Here is a 24,987-nt window from a genome sequence, read left to right as displayed (position 1 = left end):
TTGACTCCTCAGCCCTGCAACAAAGCATTGAACGGTTCTATTGTCACCCATTCGCCGACGGCCACGTCGCCGCGCGCTTGCTCCAGCACGATAAAGCAGTTGGCGCTGGCGAAGGAGCTGAACACATGGGATCCCTGCGAACCGGTAGTGGCGACTGCCACCTCGCCCGCGGCGTTCAGGCGGTAGCAGCCGTGCTGAAAATCCAGCCGGCCGGACGTTTTGCTAAGCGGGGTCAGCGCCCGTGCCCGCAAGCGCGGCGGCTCACGCCAGTCCCGGCGACCCGCGAGGCGCGCAATCAGCGGCTGCACCAATTGATAAAAGGTCACCGCCGCCGACACCGGATTGCCCGGCAGGCCGCAAAACCAAGCCTGCGACAGCCGGCCGAAGGCAAAGGGTTTGCCGGGCTTCATCGCCAGTTTCCAGAAATGAATATGCCCTAATTCTTCCAGCATGGTTTTGGTATAGTCCGCCTCGCCGACCGACACGCCGCCGCTGGTGATGAGTAAATCCGCCCGACTGTCCGCCTGACGAAACGCCTCACGCAGGGCAGCGGCGTCGTCGGCGATAATCCCTAAATCGATGACCTCGCAGCCTAACCGGGTGAGCATCAGCCTGATGGCGAAGCGGTTGGTGTCGTGGATCTCGCCGGCGGCCAGCGGCGCGCCGATGGGCCGCAGTTCGTCGCCGGTGGAAAACAAGGCCACGCGCAAACGGCGGCAGACGCGTACCGAGGCGATGCCCAGCGATGCCAGCAGCGGCAGCTCCGCCACCTGCAATAGCCGTCCCGCCGGCAGCGGCTGAAACGATAAACCGCACGCCCTGTTCGCTGACCTCCGCGTATTCTTGCATGATGACCGCCTCGGCGCCGGCCGGAGTCGGCGCGCCGTTCATGATGCGCAGCGCGCTGCCCGCAGGCCAGGGGCCGGTGAACGGCACCCCCGCCAGCGCCCGTCCCGCTACAGGCAACGCTACTCTCGGCGCAAGGTCGGCCCGTCTGACGGCATAGCCGTCCATGGCGGCATTATCAAACGGCGGCACGTTGACCGGCGAAATAATAGGTTCGGCGCTGATGCGGCCGCAGGCGTCGTCCAAGGCCACACTCTCGGTATCGAGCGCCGTGACGGCGTTGACGGTATCGAGCATAGTGGCCAACGCCTGCTCAAGCGTCAGCATCGGGGAAGGGGTGGAAGCCATGGCAACTCCTGTCGGCAACGGGGATCCGGCGATAATCACCGGATGCTAAGCGGTGTCTATTATGGCAGAGAACCTGATATCGGAGAACCGGTCGGCGCACAGGGGCGTGCCGCCACGCCGTACTCTGCGACGCGAAGGTAGCTAGTGCTCAAGAATGCAATATCATCTGAGTGATTAATATCACGTATTTCTACTTTACAGCAGCCAAGTGCGTCCATATAGTCAAAATCGATAACATGTTAACGTTTAGCCTGACATTTAATGGCCTGGATCGTTATCGTCCGCGGCCCGCGCCGGCATCCGGCATCCGGCATCCGGCATCCGGCAGGGCGAGCCAATCATGACGTATCGACTGGGTGACCGTTGCAATGAGCAAAGCAGTGATAGCACTCCACGGTGGCGCCGGCGCACTGTCGAGCCAGACGATGAGCGCAGAAAAAGAACGTGATTACCGCCAGGCGCTTGACGCGATAACCCGCAGCGGCCAGACCATCCTGGCCGACGGTGGCAACGCCCTGGACGCCGTCACGCAAGCGGTGCGATTGCTTGAAGAGTGCCCGCTGTTCAACGCCGGTATCGGGGCGGTGTTCACCCATCAGGGTGCCCACGAGCTGGACGCCAGCGTAATGGACGGGCGCAGCCGCTCGGCGGGCGCCGTCTGTGGCGTCAGGCATATCCGCAACCCCATTTTGGCCGCGCGGGCAGTGATGGAACACAGTCCCCATGTCATGTTTACCGGCGAAGGGGCGGAGCAGTTCGCTTTTCGTCAGGGGCTGGCGCGCGTGGAAAACGACTTTTTCTCTACACCGGAAAGGTATCAGCAACTCCAGCGGGCGCTGGCGGCGGACGGTGGCGCGCTACTCGATCACGACGGCGCGGCCGCGGATCCTATCGACCCGGACCGCAAGTTTGGTACCGTTGGCGCCGTGGCATGCGATAGTCAGGGCAATCTGGCCGCCGCCACCTCTACCGGCGGCATGACCAATAAGCAGGCGGGGCGGGTCGGGGATTCGCCTATCATTGGCGCCGGCTGTTATGCGGACAACGCCACCGTTGCCGTCTCTTGCACCGGCACCGGCGAGGTGTTTATCCGCACCGCCGCCGCGCATGAAGTGGCGGCGCTGGTGGCCTACGCCGGCTTGTCCCTGGAGCAGGCGGCGGCGCGGGTGGTCTTTGAGCAGATTTTACCGCTGGGGGGATCGGGCGGCCTTATCGCCGTGGACGCCGCCGGCCACGTGGCGTTGCCGTTCAATAGCGAAGGCATGTATCGCGCGGTGGGCTATGTCGGCCAGGCGCCCGATGTAGGGATTTACCGTTGATGGCGCCGCCAGAAATCGCCGCGTCGCACGCCGGCGAACCGTTGCCCCAGGACCTGCCGCAAGAGCGGGTCCTGTCGGTGCGTAATCTCAGCGTCCAGTTTCAGCGCGAAGGACAGCGCGTTGACGCGGTGCGTAACCTTTCCTTCGATGTTAATCGCGGCGAAACCTTAGCTATTGTCGGCGAGTCGGGTTCGGGGAAGTCCGCGACGTCGCTGTCGGTCATGCGGCTTGTGGAGCTGGGGGGAGGACGCATTGATAGCGGCACTCTGCTGTTCCGCCGGCGCTCGGGACAGGTGGTGGATCTTCGCCGCGCCTCCGCCCCCACGCTGCGTTCGCTGCGTGGCGCGGATATGGCGATGATTTTTCAAGAGCCGATGACGTCACTAAATCCGGTTTTCCCGGTCGGTGAGCAGATAGCAGAATCTATTCGTTTGCATCAGGGCAAGGATCATCGCAGCGCCAGACGCAAAGCGATGCATATGTTGGATCTGGTACGGATCCCCGAGGCGCGCAATATCCTTGACTGCTACCCGCATCAGCTGTCGGGCGGGATGCGTCAGCGGGTCATGATTGCCATGGCGCTGTCGTGCCGGCCGGCGCTGCTTATCGCCGATGAGCCCACCACCGCGTTGGATGTCACTATTCAGGCGCAGATCCTGCAATTGATACGGTTGCTACAGCAGGAAATGCACATGGGGGTGATGTTTATTACCCATGATATGGGCGTGGTGGCGGAAATGGCGGATCGGGTGCTGGTGATGTATCAGGGCAATGACGTGGAATCCGCGCCGGCCGACGAGGTGTTTCACCGACCGCGCCACCCGTATACGCAGGCGCTGCTGGCCGCCGTGCCGCGGCTGGGGTCGATGGCGGACAGTGATTTGCCGGCGAAATTCCCGCTGCTGCACCCGGCGCCCGGCGTAGAGGTGCCGCCGCCGACCGCCGCCGGCTTCTCGCCGGACGCGCAGGCGCCGACGGCGATGCCGGCAGAAGCATTGCAGCCGCAGGATACGGTGCTAACCGAAAGCGGGCCTATCCTGAAGGTGCGCAATCTGGTCGCACGCTTCGCTATTCGCGGCGGCATTTTCAACCGCATCCAGCGCCGGGTTCGCGCGGTGGAGAAGGTCAGTTTTTCCCTCTATCCCGGCGAAACGCTGGCGTTGGTCGGTGAGTCCGGCTGCGGCAAATCCACCACCGGTCGCGCGCTGTTGCGCATGGTGGAAAGCCAAGGCGGCGCTATTCTGTTTGACGGCCTCTCCATCAACCACTTGCAAGGCAGCGCGCTGCAGCATTTGCGGCGCAATATTCAATTTATTTTCCAGGATCCCTACGCCTCACTGGACCCACGCCTGACAGTAGGATATTCCATAATGGAGCCGCTGTTGGTGCACGGCGTGGCGCAGGGCAAAGAAGCGGAACAACGCGTCGCGACGTTGCTCGAACGTGTCGGCCTGCTGCCGGAACATGCCGCGCGTTATCCCCATGAATTTTCCGGCGGACAGCGGCAGCGGATTTGCATCGCCCGCGCGCTGGCCCTGAATCCTAAAGTGGTGATTGCCGACGAATCGGTGTCGGCGCTGGATGTCTCCATCCAGGCGCAGATAGTGAACTTGATGCTGGGTCTGCAGCGGGAATTCGGCCTCGCGTTTTTATTTATTTCCCATGATATGGCGGTGTGGTGGAGCGGGTCAGCCACCGGGTGGCGGTGATGTATCTGGGGCAGATCGTCGAAATCGGTCCGCGCCGGCAGGTGTTCGAGCATCCCCACCATCCCTATACCCGCAAATTGATGTCTGCGGTACCTGTGGCCGATCCCGCCAACCGCCGCCGCGATCGGGTGTTACAGGCAGATGAAATCCCCAGCCCCACACGGGCGCTGGGTGATGAACCACAGGTTGCGCCGCGCCAGCAGGCGGGCGAGGGACATTATGTCGCCCGTCATGCTGTCGGCGGCGCTTACTGACCGGTCTTTTCAAGGAGAGAGTCGCGAATGATGCAACAACATGGTAAGCGTAACTGGCTGATAGCCACGGCAGTTCTATCCACGCTGGCCGCCGCGCCGGCCTGGGCCGCCAAAGATGTCGTGGTGGCGGCGAACTCCAATTTCACCACCCTTGATCCTTATGATGCGAATGACACCCTGTCCCAGGCGGTGGCCAAATCGTTTTATCAAGGATTGTTCGGCTTCGATAAAGATATGAAGCGGCAAAACGTTCTGGCGGAGAGCTATGCCGCCAGCGATGATGGCCTGACCTACACCTTCAAGCTGCGTCAGGGCGTCAAGTTCCAGGACGGCACCGACTTTAACGCGGAAGCGGTAAAAGTGAATCTGGATCGCGCCAGTAACCCGGACAACCATCTCAAACGCTACAACCTGTTTAAAATGATCGCCAAGACCGAGGTCATCCATTCCCTATGATCAGGCCAAGGTACTGGAGAATAACAGCAAGGTGAGCCTTATCTCCGCGCCGTCGATCGTGCAGCGTTATATCAGCCTCAACGTGACGCAAAAGCCGTTTGAGAACGTCAAGGTACGCCAGGCGTTAAACTACGCCATTAATAAAGACGCGCTGATTAAAGTGGCCTTCTCCGGCTACGCCACCCCGGCACAGGGGCCGGTGCCGAAAGGCATTGATTTCGCGAGCCAATATCAGCCTTGGCCTTACGACGTCGCCAAGGCGCGCGCGTTACTGAAAGAATCCGGCCATGGCAACGGGTTCTCCACCACGCTTTGGTCGTACAACAACAGTAGCACCAGCCAAAAAGTGCTGCAGTTCGTTCAGCAGCAGTTGGATCAAATCGGGGTGAAAACGACCGTGACGGCGATGGACGCCGGCCAGCGCGTAGCGCAGGTGGAAAGCAATGGCGTGAAAGAAACCGGCGTGCGGATGTTCTACTCTGGCTGGTCGGCGTCAACCGGCGAGGCGGATTGGGCCATTTCGCCGCTGTGCTGAAAACCACCAGCCGTGAGGAAAAAGCCCGGCTGTACAAAGACGCGCAGGATACTCTCTGGGCCGATGCGCCGTGGATTTACCTGGCAACCGAGAAGCTGGTGTACGCGCGTAATAAAAACCTGAGCGACTTTTATGTGATGCCGGACGGCTCTTTTGAGTTCTCACACGCCGATATGAAATAACCCAGGCCGTTATGCTGAATTATTTCATCAAGAGATTATTGGGGCTGATACCCACGCTGCTGATTGTGGCGGTGTTGGTGTTCTGCTTTGTCCACCTGCTACCGGGCGATCCCGCCCGGCTGGCGGCAGGGCCGGAAGCGGATGCGACGGTGGTGGCGCTGGTGCGCCACGATCTGGGTCTGGACCTGCCGTTGCCGGTGCAATTCTGGCGCTTTTTGACCCAGGTGGCGCAGGCCGACTTCGGCACCTCGATGGTATCAAAACGGCCGGTAAGCAGCGAAATAAGCAGCCGTTTCATGCCCACACTGTGGCTCACTGTGACCAGCATGATTTGGTCGGTCATTTTCGGCATGACGCTGGGTATTTTGTCCGCAGTGTGGCGCAACCGCTGGCCTGACCGAGTGGGTATGACGATTGCGGTGTCGGGTATCTCCTTTCCGGCGTTTGCGCTCGGTATGTTATTGATGCAGGTTTTCTCGGTGCGGCTGGGTTGGCTGCCCACGGTGGGCGCGGACTCGCTGCGCCACTATATTCTGCCGTCGATTACCCTCGGTGCGGCGGTGGCGTCGATTATGGCGCGTTTTACCCGCGCCTCGTTTATCGAAGTGATGCAAGAGGACTACATGCGCACCGCCCGGGCCAAAGGGGTGCGTGAGAGTCTGGTGGTGGTCAAGCACTGACTGCGCAACGCCATGATCCCGGTTGTGACCATGATGGGCCTGCAATTCGGTTTTCTGTTGGGGGGGTCGATTGTGGTGGAAGCGGTGTTCAACTGGTCCGGCCTGGGTCGGCTGCTGGTGGATTCGGTGACGCTGCGTGATTACCCTGTCATACAGGCCGAGGTGCTATTGTTTTCGCTGGAATTCATTTTGATTAATTTGCTGGTGGATATGCTGTATGCCGCCATTAACCCCTCCATTCGCTACAGGTAACCCATCGTGATGCAATTTTGGCGACGTAATGCCGCGCTGGCGGCGATGCCCACGGTAGCGCCCCAGCGCGTGCGCACACCCTGGCGCAAATTCTGGCGCCGTCTCCGCCAGCAGCCGGTGGCGGTGGTGGCGGGGGTCTTTGTGGTGCTGCTGATGCTGGCGGCGCTGCTGGCGCCCTGGCTGGTGCCCTTTGACGCCGAAAATTACTTCGACTACGACCGTCTGAATGAGGGGCCGTCGGCCCTACATTGGCTGGGGGTGGATTCACTGGGGCGGGATATTTTCAGCCGGATCCTGATGGGCGCGTGTATCTCGCTGGCGGCGGGGGTGTTTTCGGTCATTATCGGTATGGCTGTCGGCACCTTTTTCGGTCTACTGGCCGGCTATTATGAAGGCGTCTGGGACCGCATTATTATGCGTATTTACGATGTGCTTTTCGCCTTCCCGGACATTCTGCTGGCGATAGCGGTGGTGGCGATTATGGGCAGCGGCATGGCGAACGTGATCGTCGCGGTGGCCATTTTTAGCATCCCGGCTTTCGCCCGGCTGGTACGCGGCAATACGCTGGTGCTTAAGCACCAAACCTATATCGAATCCGCCCGCAGTATCGGCGCGAGCGACAGCACCATTTTGTTGCGCCATATCTTGCCGGGCACGTTGTCGTCCATCGTGGTGTTTTTTACCATGCGTATTAGTACGTCGATCATTACCGCCGCCAGCCTGTCCTTTCTCGGCCTCGGAGCGCAGCCGCCGACGCCGGAGTGGGGCGCGATGCTCAATGAGGCGCGGGCCGATATGGTTGTGGCGCCGCATGTGGCGCTGTTTCCCAGCCTGGCTATCTTCTTGACCGTGCTGGCGTTCAACTTGCTGGGGGATGGTTTGCGCGATGCGCTGGATCCACGCCTGAAGGGGTGAGGGCCTGGGAAAGCGCCAGCCCTCTCCGGGAATGCTATACCGGCATGCCCTTCTCCGGCCCTCTTTAGGGAGGTGATACCGGCGCGCCGTCGCCGGTCCTTTTCAAGAATACGCTACCGGCGCGCTATTTGCCGGAGGGGTGCCGGCAAGGGCGGCAACGCGCGCCGCGTCGCAACTGTCCGCGTCCGACGTTAACCGGCGCCAGGGAGATTATTTACCGTCCCAGGCATCAATGCGTTCGGCGCGAATTTTCAGCTTCTGTTCGTCGCTGGCGGGCCAGTAATCCTTTGACAAACCGCCTTCCCAGTCGCCGTAGCTGGGATTAGGCAGCACAATATACTTACGACCGAAATCGCCCTGATGGCGGTTGACAAAGTCCCGGCGCTCGCTGTTCAGCCGGTGATAGGGCTCGCCGCTGAAATCGTTTAAATTGTCCCCCACATACACCACAATGTCATAGCCCTGTTGTTCCACCTGGTGGAAGCGGGCGGTTTTATCAGAGCTACCGCCGGTGGGTTTTAGCAGCAAAGTTTGCGGCGTCACATCAGCAAAACCCAATGCTTGCAGGTTATCGACGGTAGCGGTGAGATCCGCCTGCCCGCGATTGGACACATAAAAAATCCGGCCGCCGTGCTGGCTCACGAAATGGGAAAAAGCGACGGCGCCCGGCATGGCTTTAGCTTCGCTGGCCTGGGTCCACTGACTCCAGGTTTTATCGCTAAACGGCTGCGCCTGTTTAATCTGCCAACCGGCATAGGCGCTGTTGTCGATCATGGTTTCATCCAAATCCACGACTACGGCTTTCTTCAACCCAGGACGGGCCCTGGACTCCAGGAACGCCGTTTGCGCGCTATTAAACTAAACGCCTGATAGGCGAGGGCGCTTATTTCGCCGGATTGCTGTACCCAGTTTACCGCCATGACCGTTTGATCGGTTAAACGTGCCTGGGCCGACGACGCCGGTGCGGCGGGGTGTTCTCGCGTGGCGCAGCCGCTAATGACTAAGCCCAGAGTAACAACGGCGATAGTGGGGGTTAACCTCTGCATGGTGAGTCCTCTTGCTTTCCCTCGGTCAACGGCCACTGGTGCGGGAAGCGGCGCGTCGGTGCTTATTGGCGTATAATGCAATAAAAATATTATATAATTAATAACACGCTATTTATTAATTTAAAACACCAAAACGCATTATCGCGGCGTTGCTCCCTCTGTCAGTAAATGTAAAACCGCCGCTTCGCTATCGCGGAACCGGCGCAACATTTCTACGCTTAACACTTTACGTCACCAGAAGAACTACCATGCGATGGTTGCTTGTTTTGCTGTTTGCCACCGGCCTGCTGGCCTTGCCTTTGGCCGGTAATGCCGCCCGCATCCAGGTCACAGAAATGCTCAGCGGCCTGGATAACCCCTGGTCACTGGCGTTCTTGGGCGAGGGCGGCTGGATGCTGATTACCGAACGACCGGGTCGGCTGCGCTATTGGCAACCCGGAACCCCGCTGTCGCCGACGATTAGCGGCGTGCCGGCGGTGTATGCCCACGGTCAGGGCGGGCTGTTCGACGTCCTGCCCGCGCCGGATTTTGCGCAATCCCGGCGCATTTACCTGAGCTTTGCCGAACAGGGCAAACAGGATGCGGGCACGGCGGTCGGCTATGGCCGCCTGTCTGAGGACCATCGCCACCTTACCGATGTTAAAATTATCTTTCGCCAGGGCCCGAAGCTGTCCAGCGGCGAGCATTTTGGCGGACGGTTGGCGTTTGACCGCCAGGGCATGCTCTACATCAGTCTGGGGGAAAATAACCGCCGCCCCACGGCCCAGTCCCTGAGCAAACATCAGGGTAAAGTCGTGCGTCTGCACGGCAATGGCGACGTGCCGGAGGATAACCCGTTTGTGCATCAGGAGAACGCGCGGCCGGAAATCTGGACCTATGGCCACCGCAACCCGCAGGGCTTAGCCATGAATCCCTGGACCGGCGATATGTGGGAAAATGAACACGGTCCGCGCGGCGGCGATGAAATCAATATCCTGCACAAAGGCGCCAATTACGGCTGGCCGATCGCCACCTATGGCATTAATTATTCCGGGTTAAAGATCCCCGAGGCGCGTGGCGGCATTGTCGCGGGAACCGATCAGCCGGTTTGGTTTTGGCAACACTCGCCGGCGGTCAGCGGCATGGCGTTTTACCAAAGCGATCGCTTTCCCGCCTGGCGGCATTCGCTATTTATCGGTGCGCTGAAAACCAAGGCGCTGTTGCGCCTGACCCTGAAGGGAAACGAGGTGGTATCGGAGCAGCGCTTGCTGACGGATCGCGCAGAGCGCATCCGCGATGTCCCCGATGGTTATCTCTACGTGCTGACCGATGAACGCAACGGTAAGCTACTGCGGATAGGCCTGCAGGAAGACTAAGCCGTGGACCGGTGTCAGCTCAGCGGCAGCATCACCCGCTGCTGATAAGCCGTCCGGTCGCACAGGGGCCTGGTACCAGGCCTCGAGCCGCGGTCGGGGCCGTCGCTCAATCGGCAGATTGAACCAGTTATAAGCCAGACACCCCAGGGGAATATCACCGATGCCGAAGGCCTCACCGGCAAACCATGGCTGTTTTTCGAGCGCGCCATCGGCCACGGCGAACAGCTTTTCACACGCCGCGATGCCGCGCGCAATGGCCTCGGGATCGCGCTGCTTGGCCGGCGTGCGCACCAGGCTAATAAACAGCGGCTGCAGCGCGGGCGCCAGCAGCGACAGCGTCCAGTCCATCCATTTTTCGTTGCGGGCTCGCTCAGCGGCATCGGTGAGCAGCCAGACATCCTGACCGTAGCGGGCAGCAAGATAACGTACGATAGTATTGGATTCCCACAGCACCAAGTCATTTTCCTCGTCCTGCAGGCAGGGAACCAGCCCGTTAGGATTTAGCGACAAGAAGGGCGCATCCTGATTCTTGCCATGTTGCCCGCCTGCCGGGATGAGATTAAATACCAGTTGCAGCTCTGTAGCACACCAGAGTACCTTTTTGACGTTGACTGAATTCTCGCGACCCCAAATCGTTAACATAACGCCTCCAGCAGCGGAATGATGAATATTACGCTTTTCTTGTCGGCGGCGGCGGCGGGCGGGCAACTTTCAGCGATGCGCCCTACCCGGACCGCGCGCCAACGGCCGCGCGAACGCCATCAGAAAACGGCGGGCGCGTGGGCCATCAAACGGTAGGCAGGTGACGATATCTCCGCCGGCACGCAGGCCGCCGCCGGCTAATAATTATTATATGCTGTTGCAACCTATTCGCTTGCAAATAGCGCTGTGGGTAAACTGTGCGTCTACTGTGACGGATTCGCGGGGTTTAATCAATTGCCCCGGTCTGCCGGTTTGCCACCACGCTGCGCGGGAGCTAAAAATTGACAATAAAAGGGCTGACACGCGCGCGTCAATGCGGCAAAGTTAAACGGCTTTGACTAGATTATCATTGCTAGAACATGCTATAGACATGCGCGTGGCCCGTTGCCGGCCATGCGCGCAACATCCGCCACCGGATACCCGCGGTGACTCTTTTGAATGGATACTCTGGCCTCGTCATGATGAAACCTGTCTTCAGCTCTCAACGTTATGCCCTTGCTTTGGGCACCTTGCTCCTGCTTGCCGTTCCTGCTGTGCGCGCCGCCGACGCACCGCCCGCCGCGCCGGAAATCAACGCCCGCGCCTATATTCTGATGGATTATCAGAGCGGAAAGGTGCTGGCGGAAGCCAATGCCGATCAGCGTCTCGATCCCGCAAGCCTCACCAAAATCATGTCCAGCTACGTGATTGGGCAGGCGATGAAAGCCGGCAAAATTCACCCGGCGGACCAGGTGACTATCGGTAAGGACGCCTGGGCGACCGGCAATCCGGTGCTGCGCGGTTCGTCGCTGATGTTCTTGAAACCGGGCGAGCAGGTCACGGTCGACGATCTTAATAAAGGCATCGTTATCCAGTCCGGCAACGACGCCAGTATTGCGCTGGCGGATCATGTCGCCGGGAGTCAGGACGCTTTCGTCAGCCTGATGAATCAGTACGCTCAAGCGCTGGGGATGAAGAACACCCACTTTCTCACCGTACACGGCCTGGACGCGGAAGGGCAGTATAGCACCGCGCACGATATGGCCATACTCAGTCAGGCGCTGATCCGTAATGTTCCGGATGAATACGCGCTGCATAAAGAGAAAGAGTTCACCTACAACAAAATCAAACAGCCCAACCGTAACCGTCTGTTATGGAGCGGTAATCTGGCCGTTGATGGTGTGAAAACCGGCTTCACCAGCGGCGCCGGCCACAATCTGGTGGCGTCAGCCACCGATAATGGTATGCGGCTTATTTCTGTGGTGCTTGGCGCCCCGACCGATGGTATTCGCTTTCGCGAAAGCGAGAAACTGCTGACCTGGGGATTTCGCTTTTATGAAACCGTGATGCCGATACCGAAGGATCGCCCGTTTACCCAGCAGCGGGTATGGTTTGGCGATCGTAGTCAGGTGAATCTGGGCGTGACCCAGGATGCCGCCATCACCTTGCCGAAAGGGCAATTGAAAAATATGAAGGCGTCTTTCACGTTGTTCTCCCCGCATTTGGAGGCGCCGCTGGCCAAGGATCAGGTCGTGGGTACGATTAATTTCAGCCTGGGCGGCAAGGTCATCGAGCAGCGCCCGCTGGTGGTGATGGAAGAGGTGAAGAAAGGCGGCATTTTCCGCACGTTGTGGGACTGGATCCTGCTGAAGGTGCACAGTATGTTTAGCTAAAGCGTGGCGAGACGGCGCGGCTTGCTTTCGCAGCGCCGCTCTGTCGCAGGCACCTCATAATCCGCTTATCTGGCGCTGCGCCGGCGGGGCCTGATATATCGGCGTCTCTGGCGCTGCGTCGTCGGGTCCTGGTTTATCGGCGCTTTTCTGGCGCTGCGCCGGCGGCAGATATCTCTCTCATCGGCGTCGCCGGCACTTCGTCTGCGGGCGCCAATGCCGCTTTTTCACTCGAAAACGCCGCCGCCCCGTCGCCGTGCGAGGTTGTCGCCCCGCGACGGATACCACCGGCGGTCGCCATCACATAAGTTTGTAGACGGTCGCGGTCAGCGCGATGAGCCCAATCGCCCACACAAAATAATTGCTGGCCAGACCACGAAAGCGCGCCATGGCGGGCACTTTATGAATGGCGTACATTGGCATTGAAAACAGCAGCATGGCAATAACCGGGCCGCCCAGAGTTTCAATCATACCCAAAATGCTGGGGTTAATCGTGGCCACTAGCCAGGCGGTCAGCAGCATAAACACGGCGGTGACTTTGCTCATCGCCCCAGCGGAAATGTCCTTGCCACGGGCATGTAAGGCGGATGTTACCAACCCGCTAAAACCTTCACTGGCGCCGAGATAGTGCCCGAGAAAGGATTTGGCAATAGCAATAAAAGCGATAATCGGCCCCAGCGAGGCGATAAACGGATTATCAAAATGGTTGGCAAGATACGACAGCATGGAAATATTTTGATCTTTAGCCTCTTGCATGTTTTCCGGCGAGAGACTCAGGGCGCAACTAAAGACGAAAAACATCACCGTCAGCACCATCATCACGTGGCTGCAAGCCAGAACGCGGGAGCATTTCGCCTCGGCCCCAGCGCCATATTCTTCGCGTTTGGACATCGCGAATGACGAGATAATGGGGGAATGATTAAACGAAAACACCATGACCGGCACCGCCAACCACAGGGTGCTGAGTAAGCCACCGCCGTCGGCCTGGGGCTGTACCAACGGTGTCTGGAAAATGGCGCCGCTCCAATACGGAATCAGATAAAACGACAAAAACACCAGCACCGCAACGAAGGGAAACACCAGCACGCTCATCGACTTAACAATGATGTCCTTGCCGAGCCAGATTATCATCATCAGCCCGATTATCAGCAGCAGCGCCAGCAACGCCCGCGGCGGCGCGCTATAGCCGAGTTGATGCACGATAAAGCTTTCGACGGTGTTGGTGATTGCGACGCTGTAAACCAATAGGATCGGATAGATAGCGAAGAAGTACAGCAGCGTTATCAGGTTACCGATGCGGTTGCCAAAATGCTCCTTAACGACATCGGTAATGTCGTTGCATTTGCCGTTGCCTGACAGCACAAAACGCGTCATGCCCCGGTGGGCGAAAAAGGTCATGGGAAAAGCGATAAGCGCCATGATAAGCAGCGGCAGTAGCCCGCCGATACCCGCATTGATGGGTAGAAAAAGCACGCCGGCGCCAATAGCCGTGCCATAAAGTCCCAACATCCAGACCGTATCGGTTTTGCGCCAGGCCGCATCGAACGGGACTGCCCGTGCGGGGGAAGCATTTGTTATGTCCATAATTTCTCCGAATAAAAACGCAAAGGCTGAACGGTAGTCAATAATAGACGTCGCCGTTACTCAGTTTAATATAATTATATTGATGTGATTCAATTATACGTTGTTGAATCATCGATAATCTTCGGGGGGATAATAAAGTGTTTCTTTGTCATCGCCAGCGTTAATGCCGTTTTTTTTGACGCCGGTCGAATAATTAATTGCAACGTCAGATGAAGGCATAATATTCCCTGTCATGAGTCAATTAATGAGCGAATGCATTGGCATTTGCGGGTGATAAGTTTAAAAGCATTGCTTATTTTTCAGTATGTTGAATTCTATATGATGACTTTTTTCTCTTTTGGTTGTTTTTTGTTAACTTTGCACGCGGCGTGTAAAATAAACGTATAAAAAGAGTGAGTAAATATTGCTCATAATAGAGGGTGAGCGTAAAAAATATATTACGTGAGAAAAAACAGTCAGTCTGTGGTGATTAATTGTGCAAGTTCAGTGTGAGTGTATAAAAATTAACTGATCCGCCGTCAAGATGACACGCCGTGCGGCATTGTGATGCCGAGGTTTAACCCGCCCTATGCCCGCATACCGTAAAAATAAACGGCGAACGCCGCGCTGATTGTGGTTTGGCAATGGCGGATAATGCGCCAGAAAAGCGATTTTTATAAAAGGGATGACAGGGGGGCAGGGGATCGAGGAATAATAGAAAACCCGAGCGTCTTGAACCTAATAGTCGGGACGCTCTGGCTCCTCAAAATGGGGACATCAAAGAAAAGCAGTGGCATAAAGTAGGACCGGGAGGCGGGTAAAAAGTTCTGCCGACGCGGGAAATATTTTTTTACGCTTGGTTAGGCAACCCCCACGGCGGCAGCCTGGGGAGCATTATCGGGCACAAGACCCGGGGAATGCCGGCAAGGTGGCGTGGGCCCTGTCCCGCGCGGGGTGCACGCCGGCGTGCGGCGGCTGTCGAAACGGGGGCGTGAGCCAATATGGGAGTCGAGGCCAGACGGTTGCCGCATCGTCCGTTGTGCGGCTGGTCAGTCACGGGCCTGCGGCACGTAGTGGCGTCGTCATAGAGCTTGGCCGCGAGAGCTTCGAGCTTATCTCTGGCACAATCTTCCCCCCACGCCCGGCCATCGCCCATACATTAAGGATATTTCCGAAAGTGGCGCCAAAGCCCCTTACACCCCGTGACAGCACGTTAACCAGTCATTAACTATCGGCGGCAAGAGCGGGAAAAGCCGCGTTGGCATTCAATGCCTGGCGCCGTCAAGCGTGTTCATAAAAATTCCAACACATTTATCGGCTTGGCTTGCGATGCGCGCGCATCATGGTGATTTTCTTCGGGCGCCGGCAGCAAATCGCTAACACTTTTGCAGCGTATCGTAACAATACTATGACCTGATACCTCCGAAACCGTAACCGATATTTTACCTGCAACGCCTTGATATAGTTGAAGTTACCCGTTAGATTTATTTGACCAATATCTCCGGCGGCCAGGCTTGCCTGACCTCCCGCGACGTTACAGGCTGCGAAGCGAATAGAGGCAAATGAATGCCAAAAGTCAGACGGCTTTTTAGACCGTCTGCCGGGATTTATGCCCCTGCCAATCAAGGGGGCGATTGCTTTTTTTACACCTGGAAACAGGCATTATTGCCGCCATCGTGGCGGGTATCTATGAGGGAGGCAACCATGGCGATTCACCGGCATAACGCAGGCATTGCGGCAAGCACGCTGATATTCGTGCTTATCTTTATTAGTCAAAAAACCGCCCTGGTGGCTTTGGCAGGGGAGGGTCACGGCGGGCAGTTCGGCCTGCTGCTGTTTATGTTGCCCGGTATTTTAGGCGCACTGTTGGCGGGCGACAACAGGCTGGTTTATCCCTTATTGGGTGCAGTGCTGGCCGCGGCGATCTGTTGGCCGTTGTTCAATCTCGGCGTTGAAACCGGTTATAGCCTGTGGCAGCAAATGACCTATCTGCTCAGCGCCGTGTTTTGGTGTGGTTTTGGCGCGCTGGGCTGCTGCTTCGTCGGGATGCTGATGCACCATCCCGCGCATTGAACCTGAGGCTCAGACGGAGACGTCCGATTGGGCCGTGTGCCCGCCGGCGGCGGGCGGTAGCCGTCATCAGGAGGACGAGTACAGGCTCAGGTTTTCTTTGGCGTAGGCCTCAAAATCGGTACAGCCGCCGATATGGATCTGGTCAACAAAAACTTGCGGTACCGTTTCCACCGGCTTTCGACAAGTCGGCCTTTGAGATGCCTTCGGCGTGGATATCAACATAACGGTAGGTGAAGTCATCCCGTTCCGCGGTCAATTTTTCAGCCAGCGATTTAGCGTGTACACAATAAGGACAACCCGGACGACCGAAAATGACTGCAAACATAACCACTCCTCTTACATTAACGAATATCAAAACGGCCAGCGCGGTGCGCGCTGCATTTTTTGCCGCGGTTCACTATGCCTGCTCCGGCGGTTAAAAAAAGCAGAAATTACCTCTCGATCCCATACCCGTCGCCAATCTCCGCTTACATCACGCCGACACGACTTCAGCGGCGGGAGTTGAGCGGCGCAACGTCAGCGGTACGACTTCAGCGGCGCAACGCCAGCGGTGCGATTTCAGCGGTGCGACTACAGCGGCGCAACGCCAGCGGCGCGATTTCAGCGGCGCAACGTCAGTGACGCCACTGTGGCGGTGTGATCTCACCGGCTGAAACTTGCCGCGCGACCTGACTCGCAGATGGAATGACCGCTGACGCTGCCTTGCGGCGCAGGCCGAATCTTTTCTCGACCCCCGCCGGTAGCGGGATTATGATGTCGCCAACGCGATACTCTGCCTGGATAAAGTGTGAAACTAGCCATTCTCTCCCGCGATGGAACCCTGTTCTCCTGCAGCCGGCTGCGCGAAGCCGCTCAGGCCAGGGGCCACAAGGTCGACTTTATCGATCCGCTCTCTTGTTATATGAATATCAACAGCGCCGCTCCTTCGATTCACTACCGCGGCCGGCGGCTTAAATTTTACGACGCCGTTATCCCACGTATCGGCCCCTTGACCACCTTTTATGGTACTGCGGTGCTGCGCCAGTTCGAGATGCTGGGCAGCTATGCCCTTAACGAATCGGCCGCTATCACCCGCGCGCGGGACAAATTGCATTCGTTACAATTGCTGGCGCGCCAAGGCATAGACCTGCCCATTACCGGTTTTGCCGATTCCCCGGACGATACCGGGGATTTGATCACCATGGTGGGCGGTGCACCGCTGGTGGTGAAACTGGTGGAAGGAACCCAGGGCATAGGGGTGGTATTGGCGGAAACCCGGCTGGCGGCGGAAAGCGTTATCGACGCGTTTCGCGGCCTGAAAGCGCAATTTCTGGTGCAGGAGTTTGTCGCCGAGGCCGGCGGGTGCGATGTCCGTTGTCTGGTGATAGGCGATAAGGTGGTGGTGGCGATAGAACGCCAGGCCAAAGCGGGCGATTTTCGCTCCAATTTGCATCGCGGCGGTAGCGCGCGGTCGGTAACCATCAGCGCGACGACGCCGCTGGGCCTTAACGTCGCCGGTGTGGATATCCTGCGCGTAAAGCGGGGACCGTTGGTGATGGAGGTAAACGCCTCCCCTGGGCTTGAAGGTATAGAAATCGCCAGCGAACTGGATATTGCCACCCTGATGATCACGTTTATTGAAGCCCGCCTTGCCGCCCGACCGTCCCGGTAGCTGACATAAACCGTTTTTCAGAAAAAGCCGGCGCGCGGGGCGGCTGTGCCTCTCCTTTGCCAGTGATTGCTTAAAAATCAATCGTCTGCTTCTCCATTGCCGCGGTTAGCGGCGGTTGGAACCGCCCCATCGCCGTCAATCTCGGCTAAGGGAAGGTGAAATTGCTGCATTTGACCATAGCGCTACTATTTAATATTCCGTAAGCTATGCCCCGTTTCACACTTGATGAGAGGTTGGCCTTATATGGATTTACTTGTAGTACCGGATCTGGATGTCCTGAGGCGCTGGCTGGAGAAGCTGAATTTGTCATTCTATGAATGCGACTCTTGCCAGGCGTTGCATCTGCCGCATATGCAGAATTTTGACGGCATTTTTGATGCGAAGGTTGATCTGGTTGACAATGTCATCTTGTTTTCCGCCATGGCGGAAGTCCGGCCGACGGCCCTTATCGCGCTGGTGGGGGATTTAAGCCAGATCAACGCCAGCTCGCTGACGGTGAAAGCGTTTATTGACATCCAGGACGATAATTTGCCCAGGCTGGTGGCCTGTCAGGCTTTGGTCAGCTCCGCCGGGGTCACCCTCGGCCAGTTTCGCCATTTTATGCAGCAGGCCGAGGAGCAGATCTCCATGCTCATCATGGAAGCCCGCGCCAACGATCTGTTGTTCATGGGCGAAGAGGATGACAGCGAGGCCCATGCTCCTTCGGCTCCGGTAATCCACTAAACCGCGCGCCTGCGGGCAGCGCGTGGCCCGCCCTCTGATTTGATGTTCAATTGCGGGCAGTGCGTGGCCCGCGCTCCGATTTAACCTCCCGTTGCGGGCGCTGCATGGCACGCGCTTTGGTCGGGCAAATCGTATTCTGCCGCGCGCTTGCCGATAAGCCAGCGCTTTGTCGCCTGCCGTGATGGCCACCGCGGACCACCGTGAGACACCACCGGCTATGCGCGGGCGGCGTCCAGTCGTTATCCTGTCAATTCCCGACGAGGGATGCCTTTATACTGCATTATGTCGATCATTCACTATTTTCTCTGCCTTGTGTTGCCAGTTCGCATCTTAAAATGCGGTAAAATGAATAATTAGTCACTTAAAGTCGTTTTTTACGCCGGATGCTGGCGCGGGACCGTCTGTGCGGTTATGCCGGTGACAGGCTGAGCGGGCGCCAGGCGCCGCGTGGTTTAGGCTACGCGATGGCGGTGTTCGCCAGGAAAACCGGCTGTTGTGCGGCGGGTTTACCGCACGGGCCGCCATGGGATGCCTGGTTTGCGCATTGCGCTTTTCATCAATGACCTGGAGCGGTGCTGCGACATGAGCGCCGTTGTGAGATGAAGGTTTAGGGAGGAAGTTACGGATGTTCACCCAACGTCAATCATGGCTTACCGGTGCGATTGCCGGCTTATTGATGGCCGTTTCCGCCTCTGCGTTCGCAGAGCAGAAAACATTGCACGTCTACAACTGGTCGGACTATATCGGGCCAAATACCGTCCCTAATTTTGAAAAGAAAACCGGCATCAAGGTGGTCTATGACGTTTTCGATTCCAACGAGGTATTGGAATGGAAACTGATGGCCGGTAGCACCGGCTTTGATATTGTGGTGCCCTCCTCCGAGAGTTTCCTGGAACGCCAGCTGTCGGCCGGCGTCTTCCAGCCGCTGGACAAGAGCAAACTGCCCAATTACAAAAATCTCGACCCGGAGCTGCTCAATCTCACTAGCCGTCACGATCCGGATAACAAATATGCCGTTCCCTATATGTGGGCCACTACCGGTATCGGCTATAACGTCGAAAAGGTCAAAGCGGCGCTGGGCAAAGACGCGCCGGTCAACAGCTGGGATTTGGTGCTGAAACCAGAAAACCTGGCAAAGCTGAAAAGCTGCGGCGTGTCATTCCTCGACGCACCTTCGGAGATTTACGCAAGGGTGCTCAACTACCTGGGTAAAGATCCCAACAGCGACAGCGCCGCCGATTATACCGGTCCGGCCACAGATCTGTTGCTGAAACTGCGGCCGAGCATTCGCTACTTCCACTCTTCGCAATACATTAACGACCTGGCGAACGGCGATATTTGCGTCGCTATCGGCTGGGCGGGCGATGTCATGCAGGCCGCCAATCGGGCCAAGTAAGCGAAAAACGGCGTTAATATTGCCTATTCGATTCCAAAAGAAGGGGCGCTGGCGTTTTTTGACGTGCTGGCCATTCCGGCGGACGCCAAAAATCTCGATGAAGCCTACCAGTTCATTAACTATCTGCTGGAGCCGCAGGTGATTGCCGACGCCAGTAACCAGATCTTCTACGCCAACGGCAACCAGGCGGCGACGGCGCTGGTAAACCCGGAAGTGCGTGACAATCCTGGCATTTACCCGCCGGCGGACGTGCGCGCCAAACTTTTTACGCTAAAAGTGCAGCTGCCGAAAATCGACCGCGTGATTACCCGCGCCTGGACCAAAGTGAAAAGCGGCAAATAATCCGGCGAATTACGCTACGCTTACCTTAACCGACAGGCGGCTCACCCCCGCCTGTTATGCTTTGTTTGCGGCGATACGCCGGCCGAGCCGGTCCGCTGCCCCCGCTGATACCGGAGAGTAATATTAGTGAACGATTCCTTACCCCGTCCGCCGTCCAACAGCGCCCGCAAAATGGTGACGCCATTGCTGGAAATCCGCAATCTGACCAAAAGCTTTGACGGGAAGATGGCGGTGGATGATGTCAGTCTCACCATCTATAAAGGGGAAATGTTCGCCCTGTTGGGCGCTTCCGGCTGCGGCAAATCCACGCTGTTACGCATGCTGGCAGGCTTCGAGGCGCCGACCCACGGCGCTATTGTCCTCGACGGTCAGGATCTCTCCCATACCCCACCCTATCAACGGCCCATCAATATGATGTTCCAGTCCTATGCGCTGTTCCCCCACATGACGGTGGAGCAGAATATCGCTTTTGGCCTGAAGCAGGACAAGCTGCCGCGCGCGGAGATAAAACTGCGGGTGGCAGAGATGCTGGCGATGGTGCATATGCAGGAATTTGCGGCGCGCAAGCCGCATCAGTTTTCCGGCGGCCAGCGTCAGCGGGTGGCCTTGGCGCGCAGCTTGGCCAAACGGCCCAAGCTTCTGCTGCTGGATGAACCCATGTGGGCGCTAGATAAAAAGCTGCGTGACCGCATGCAGCTGAAAGTGGTGGATATTCTTGAGCGGGTCGGCGTGACCTGCGTCATGGTGACCCACGATCAGGAAGAAGCGATGACCATGGCGGGCCGTATTGCCATCATAGACCGCGGCAAGTTTGTACAAATAGGCGAGCCGGAGGAGATTTATGAGCATCCTAACAGCCGCTTTAGCGCCGAGTTTATCGGCTCGGTAAATATGTTCGAGGGGTTGCTCAAGGCGCGTTCGGACGACGCGCTTATCCTGCAGAGTCCAGGCCTGCTATCGCCGCTACGGGTCAATACCGATGTCTCGGTGGTGGACGGCGTCCCGGTCCATGTCGCGCTGCGGCCAGAGAAAATCATGCTCTGCGAGGGCGCGCCGGAGGACGGCTGTAACTTCGCCGTGGGGGAGGTGATCAATATCGCCTACCTGGGAGATTTGTCCATTTATCACGTCCGCCTGAACAGCGGACAGATCATCAGCTCCCAGTTGACCAATGCCCATCGTTACCGCAAAGGCGCGCCCACCTGGGGCGACCAGGTCAACCTGTGCTGGGACGCGGACAGCTGCATTGTGCTTACGGTTTAGGGGAGGGGAGGTGATGTCCAACGCTAATCCTAAATCGCCGGCCGGTGTTGCGCGGCGCGTGGTGATCCCGGGCTTGCTGACACGCTGGCAGATGGCCCACGGTCGCAAGATAGTGATCCTGCTGCCTTACCTGTGGCTGCTGCTGCTGTTCATGCTGCCGTTTTTGATCGTATTTAAAATCAGTCTGGCCGAAATGGCGCGCGCGATCCCGCCCTACACCGATTTGGTCAGCTGGCTGGACGGCAACCTGTCGATTTCGCTCAATCTGGCCAATTTTATCCAGCTGCTGGACGACCCGCTGTATATCGAAGCCTATCTGCAATCTCTGCAGGTGGCGGCGGTATCGACGTTCTTCTGCCTGCTGCTGGGCTACCCCATGGCCTGGGCGGTGGCGCACAGCCGGGCATACACGCGTAACATTCTGTTATTACTGGTTATTCTTCCGTCATGGACCTCGTTTCTGATCCGGGTTTATGCCTGGAATGGCATTCTGAAGAATAACGGCGTGCTGAATAATGTGCTGATGTGGCTTGGGGTTATCGACCAGCCGCTGGTAATTCTGCATACCAACCTGGCGGTATATATCGGCGTGGTGTACGCCTATCTACCTTTTATGATCCTGCCCATCTATACCGCGCTGACCCGGTTGGATTATTCGCTGGTGGAAGCCTCGCTGGATTTGGGCGCCCGGCCGCTAAAAACCTTTTTCCAGGTGATCGTGCCGCTGACCAAAGGGGGCATTATTGCCGGCTCGATGCTGGTGTTTATCCCGGCGGTAGGGGAGTATGTGATCCCTGAACTGCTCGGCGGGCCGGACAGCATCATGATCGGCCGCATCTTGTGGCAGGAGTTTTTCAATAACCGCGATTGGCCGGTGGCCTCAGCGGTTGCGGTGGTGATGCTGCTGGTGTTAATAGCGCCCATCATGTGGTTCCATAAACATCAGAACAAAGCCATGGGAGATCACCGATGAATACCTTACCGGTCGTCCGTTCGCCCTGGCGCATCCTGATACTGGTAGTAGGCTACACCTTTTTGTACGCGCCGATGCTGATGTTGGTGATTTATTCGTTTAACAGCTCACGGCTGGTGACGGTCTGGGCCGGCTGGTCCACGCAATGGTACCACGTGCTGGTGCACGACGATGCAATGATAAGCGCCGTGACGCTGAGTATGACGCTGGCGGCGTCCACGGTCACGATGTCGGTGCTGCTGGGGACCCTGGCGGCGGTGGTTATCGTTCGCTTCGGCCGCTTTCGCGGCGCCAGCGGTTTCGCCTTTATGCTGACCGCGCCGCTGGTCATGCCGGACGTGATTACCGGATTGTCGCTGCTATTGCTGTTTGTCGCGCTGGGGCACGCGATAGGCTGGCCCGCCGAGCGCGGCATGTTCACCATCTGGCTGGCGCATGTGACGTTTTGTACCGCTTACGTGGCGGTGGTGGTGAGTTCACGCCTGCGCGAGCTGGATAACTCTATCGAAGAGGCGGCGATGGATTTGGGCGCCACGCCGGTGAAGGTGTTTTTCATCATTACGTTGCTGATGATTGCGCCGGCTATCATCTCCGGCTGGCTATTGGCGTTTACCCTGTCGCTCGACGATCTGGTGATTGCCAGTTTTGTCGCCGGTCCCGGCTCCACGACGCTGCCGATGCTGGTTTTCTCCAGCGTGCGCATGGGGGTAAATCCGGAGATTAATGCCCTGGCGACGCTTATCCTGGGGGTGGTGGGCATTATTGGTCTGATAGCCTGGTGGTTGATGTCCCGTAAGGAAAAACAGCATCAGCGCGATCGCCAGCGCGCCGCGCGTGGCTGATTGACGGGATCGCTGCTAATCTTTAGGAGTGCGCCGGCGGCTAACGGCGCGAGCGTGAAGGAGAAAGGCGATGTCGGAGATATTAAGAAACAGCACGATCGTTGGCGCCCGTCCCCGGATCCGGGTGCCTGTCGGTGCGCCGGTGGCGGTGATGATAGCCGGCATTGCGCTGATTACTATTCGCTGCCTGGACGTGGTGTTGCTGTTTAATGCGTTTGGCGTCAACGGGATGCATAGCTTCGTCCACCACAGCAGTCGCGCCTGGGATTTGACCGGGCTGTTCCTGGCCAGTCTGACCATGGTGTTTATTGAAATCCGCTGCGGCTTTGGCGTAATGCGCGCCGTGCCCTGGACCCGCTGGTGTTACCTCGGTTGCCAGATCTTGAGTGCCCTGTATCTGTTTTTCGCCACCTGGCGCGGGTTTTATCCGGAAATGTTCATGCTGCCGGGCGATACCGCCGGGCAAATCGGCTATCAGGTCTTGATGCTGAAATTACCGGATGTATTGATTATCGCGCTGCTGTTCGGCGCCCCGTCCAGCCGCCGCTTTTTCGCCCGCCATAATAGATGATTTGACGCGGGGGCGATGCTACAATGCGCCCCCGTTACGCTTGCTACTACCCGATACCGCCCATGCACTGCGATCTTTTCACTACCGAACGTTGCCGCTCTTGCCAGTGGCTTGCCATGCCCTATGGCCAGCAGTTGGCGGAAAAACAGCGCCAGCTGGCGGCGCTGCTGCCCAATGTGCCGGCGGCATGCTGGCAGCCGGCCATGGGTTCGGCGCCGCAGGCGATGCGCAATAAGGCGAAAATGGTGGTGAGCGGCAGCGTCGAACGGCCGCTGCTGGGCATTGCCGATGCCGGGGGTGGGGTGGATTTGTGCGCCTGCCCGTTGTATCCCGAAGGCTTCGCGCCGGTGTTCGCCGTCTTGAAACAGTTTATCCCGCGGGCGGGTCTGACCCCGTATCATGTAGCGCGCCGGCGCGGCGAATTAAAGTTCTTGCTGCTGACCGAAAGCCGGCTCGATGGCGCAATGATGCTGCGCTTTGTGCTGCGATCCGAGGCCAAGCTGGGGCATCTCCGGGCGGCGTTGCCCTGGCTGCAGGCGCGATTGCCGCAGTTAACAGTTATCTCGGTTAACCTGCAGCCGGTGCCGATGGCGGTGCTAGAAGGCGAACGGGAAATCGTGCTGACGCCGGCGCGGGTGCGCTGGAGGAGCGGCTCAACGGCGTGCCGCTGTACATTCGGCCGCAAAGTTTCTTTCAGACCAACCCGCAGGTCGCCGCCGGCCTGTACGCCCCCGCCCGGGATTGTGTCGCCGCGCTGCCGGTGAACCCGGCTTTGGGACCTGTTTTGCGGCGTCGGCGGCTTCGGCCTGCACCTTTGTCGTCCCGGCATGCAGCTCACCGGCATTGAAATCAGCGCGGAGGCCATTGCCAGCGCGCGGCAGTCGGCGCAGCAACTGGGGCTGGAGCAAGTCTCGTTTCAGGCGTTGGACTCTACCCGCTTTGCCGTGCAAAACGGCGCGGCGCCGGATTTGGTGCTGGTCAACCCGCCGCGGCGCGGCATCGGCCGCGAGCTGTGCGCCTGGCTCAGCGCCACGGCGCCGCGCTGGATCCTGTATTCCAGCTGCCAGGCCGCGACGCTGATGCGCGATCTGGCGGAGCTCTTCGACTATCAGGTACGCCGCGTGCGGCTGTTCGATATGTTTCCCCATACCGCGCATTATGAGACACTGGTACTGCTGGAGCGTCGCGGGCCGGATGGCGCCGATTAATAGCCGACCGGCCACTGTCGTGTCGCGTCTGAATTTTGGCGCGCGTCCAGCACCCCCTGAATGTCGGTGCCCGTTTAGCGCCAGCCCTTCAGCGCTAGTTTAGCGCTTAACCTTCGGCGCTCATGTCACGCCTT

General features: G+C 58.3%; 14 protein-coding genes and 8 pseudogenes. 16 read left to right on the top strand and 6 right to left on the bottom strand.

From position 1 onward, the window contains the following. Positions 1-8: 8 nt before the first annotated feature. A pseudogene (locus JZM24_RS16910) lies at positions 9-1,194 on the bottom strand (molybdopterin-binding protein). A gap of 368 nt (positions 1,195-1,562) precedes the next feature. Here JZM24_RS16910 and JZM24_RS16905 point away from each other — a divergent pair. From JZM24_RS16905 to gsiD, 5 genes and pseudogenes are all read left to right on the top strand, one after another. Continuing rightward, entirely contained in the window at positions 1,563-2,513 is a 951-nt protein-coding gene (locus JZM24_RS16905; RefSeq protein ID WP_215671121.1) for an isoaspartyl peptidase/L-asparaginase family protein, read from the top strand. Further along, a pseudogene (locus tag JZM24_RS16900) lies at positions 2,513-4,476 on the top strand (dipeptide ABC transporter ATP-binding protein). Before JZM24_RS16905 ends, JZM24_RS16900 begins: the two are co-directional and overlap by 1 nt. Positions 4,477-4,506: 30 nt before the next feature. Continuing rightward, positions 4,507-5,649, top strand: a pseudogene (locus JZM24_RS16895) (ABC transporter substrate-binding protein). An 11-nt stretch (positions 5,650-5,660) separates the two neighbouring features. After that, positions 5,661-6,581, top strand: a pseudogene (gsiC, locus tag JZM24_RS16890) (glutathione ABC transporter permease GsiC). Positions 6,582-6,590: 9 nt separating this feature from the next. After that, positions 6,591-7,496, top strand: a complete 906-nt coding sequence (gene gsiD / locus JZM24_RS16885) for a glutathione ABC transporter permease GsiD (protein WP_215671249.1) — start codon at positions 6,591-6,593, stop codon at positions 7,494-7,496. Between the two features lie 210 nt (positions 7,497-7,706). Here gsiD and JZM24_RS16880 read toward each other — a convergent pair whose 3' ends face one another. Together JZM24_RS16880 and JZM24_RS19890 are read right to left on the bottom strand one after the other, a co-directional pair. Next, positions 7,707-8,306, bottom strand: a complete 600-nt coding sequence (locus JZM24_RS16880; protein ID WP_376775566.1) for an HAD family acid phosphatase — start codon at positions 8,304-8,306, stop codon at positions 7,707-7,709. Beyond that, positions 8,303-8,542, bottom strand: a complete 240-nt coding sequence (locus tag JZM24_RS19890; protein ID WP_376775565.1) for a hypothetical protein — start codon at positions 8,540-8,542, stop codon at positions 8,303-8,305. The genes JZM24_RS16880 and JZM24_RS19890 overlap by 4 nt, the downstream gene beginning before the upstream one ends. A gap of 248 nt (positions 8,543-8,790) precedes the next feature. Here JZM24_RS19890 and JZM24_RS16875 point away from each other — a divergent pair, with 248 nt between their 5' ends. Then, the gene (locus tag JZM24_RS16875) at positions 8,791-9,897 is read left to right on the top strand and encodes a PQQ-dependent sugar dehydrogenase (RefSeq protein WP_215671119.1); all 1,107 of its coding nucleotides are present in this window, start codon (positions 8,791-8,793) and stop codon (positions 9,895-9,897) included. A 14-nt stretch (positions 9,898-9,911) separates the two neighbouring features. On the opposite strand, the pseudogene JZM24_RS16870 reads toward JZM24_RS16875, so the two are convergent. Then, a pseudogene (locus JZM24_RS16870) lies at positions 9,912-10,539 on the bottom strand (glutathione S-transferase). A 518-nt stretch (positions 10,540-11,057) separates the two neighbouring features. Between JZM24_RS16870 and JZM24_RS16865 the strand changes: the two are divergent. Beyond that, positions 11,058-12,251, top strand: coding sequence for a serine hydrolase (locus JZM24_RS16865; protein ID WP_376775564.1), 1,194 nt, complete (start codon positions 11,058-11,060; stop codon positions 12,249-12,251). A 297-nt stretch (positions 12,252-12,548) separates the two neighbouring features. Here JZM24_RS16865 and JZM24_RS16860 read toward each other — a convergent pair whose 3' ends face one another. Further along, the gene (locus JZM24_RS16860) at positions 12,549-13,832 is read right to left on the bottom strand and encodes a serine/threonine transporter (protein ID WP_215671117.1); all 1,284 of its coding nucleotides are present in this window, start codon (positions 13,830-13,832) and stop codon (positions 12,549-12,551) included. A gap of 1,683 nt (positions 13,833-15,515) precedes the next feature. Between JZM24_RS16860 and JZM24_RS16855 the strand changes: the two genes are divergently transcribed. Next, on the top strand, positions 15,516-15,884 hold the full coding sequence (locus JZM24_RS16855; protein WP_215671115.1) for an inner membrane protein YbjM: 369 nt from the start codon (positions 15,516-15,518) through the stop codon (positions 15,882-15,884). Between the two features lie 66 nt (positions 15,885-15,950). On the opposite strand, the pseudogene JZM24_RS16850 reads toward JZM24_RS16855, so the two are convergent. Then, positions 15,951-16,209, bottom strand: a pseudogene (locus JZM24_RS16850) (GrxA family glutaredoxin). Between the two features lie 462 nt (positions 16,210-16,671). Between JZM24_RS16850 and rimK the strand changes: the two are divergent. From rimK to rlmC, 8 genes and pseudogenes are all read left to right on the top strand, one after another. Next, entirely contained in the window at positions 16,672-17,535 is an 864-nt protein-coding gene (rimK, locus tag JZM24_RS16845) for a 30S ribosomal protein S6--L-glutamate ligase (protein ID WP_215671113.1), read from the top strand. Positions 17,536-17,778: 243 nt separating this feature from the next. After that, the gene (locus tag JZM24_RS16840) at positions 17,779-18,258 is read left to right on the top strand and encodes a type III secretion system chaperone family protein (protein WP_215671110.1); all 480 of its coding nucleotides are present in this window, start codon (positions 17,779-17,781) and stop codon (positions 18,256-18,258) included. 625 nt (positions 18,259-18,883) lie between these two features. Then, positions 18,884-19,996 (top strand): annotated as a pseudogene (gene potF, locus JZM24_RS16835) (spermidine/putrescine ABC transporter substrate-binding protein PotF). A 126-nt stretch (positions 19,997-20,122) separates the two neighbouring features. After that, complete coding sequence (potG, locus tag JZM24_RS16830; RefSeq protein ID WP_215671108.1) at positions 20,123-21,259, top strand: putrescine ABC transporter ATP-binding subunit PotG; 1,137 nt, start codon at positions 20,123-20,125, stop codon at positions 21,257-21,259. A gap of 13 nt (positions 21,260-21,272) precedes the next feature. Next, positions 21,273-22,232, top strand: a complete 960-nt coding sequence (potH, locus tag JZM24_RS16825) for a putrescine ABC transporter permease PotH (RefSeq protein ID WP_215671106.1) — start codon at positions 21,273-21,275, stop codon at positions 22,230-22,232. Continuing rightward, the gene (potI, locus tag JZM24_RS16820) at positions 22,229-23,074 is read left to right on the top strand and encodes a putrescine ABC transporter permease PotI (protein ID WP_215671104.1); all 846 of its coding nucleotides are present in this window, start codon (positions 22,229-22,231) and stop codon (positions 23,072-23,074) included. Before potH ends, potI begins: the two co-directional genes overlap by 4 nt. Positions 23,075-23,144: 70 nt before the next feature. Beyond that, positions 23,145-23,645 carry a YbjO family protein gene (locus JZM24_RS16815; protein WP_215671102.1) on the top strand — a complete coding sequence of 167 codons (501 nt, stop codon included), beginning with the start codon at positions 23,145-23,147 and terminating at the stop codon, positions 23,643-23,645. A gap of 62 nt (positions 23,646-23,707) precedes the next feature. Further along, positions 23,708-24,853: pseudogene (rlmC, locus tag JZM24_RS16810) on the top strand (23S rRNA (uracil(747)-C(5))-methyltransferase RlmC). Positions 24,854-24,987: the final 134 nt, after the last annotated feature.

It is taken from the genome of Candidatus Sodalis endolongispinus, from assembly GCF_018777395.1.
Taxonomy (GTDB): Bacteria; Pseudomonadota; Gammaproteobacteria; order Enterobacterales; family Enterobacteriaceae; genus Sodalis_B; species Sodalis_B endolongispinus.
The sequence above is the reverse complement of the archived record's forward strand: the minus strand, read 5'-3'. Positions and strand labels throughout refer to the sequence as shown.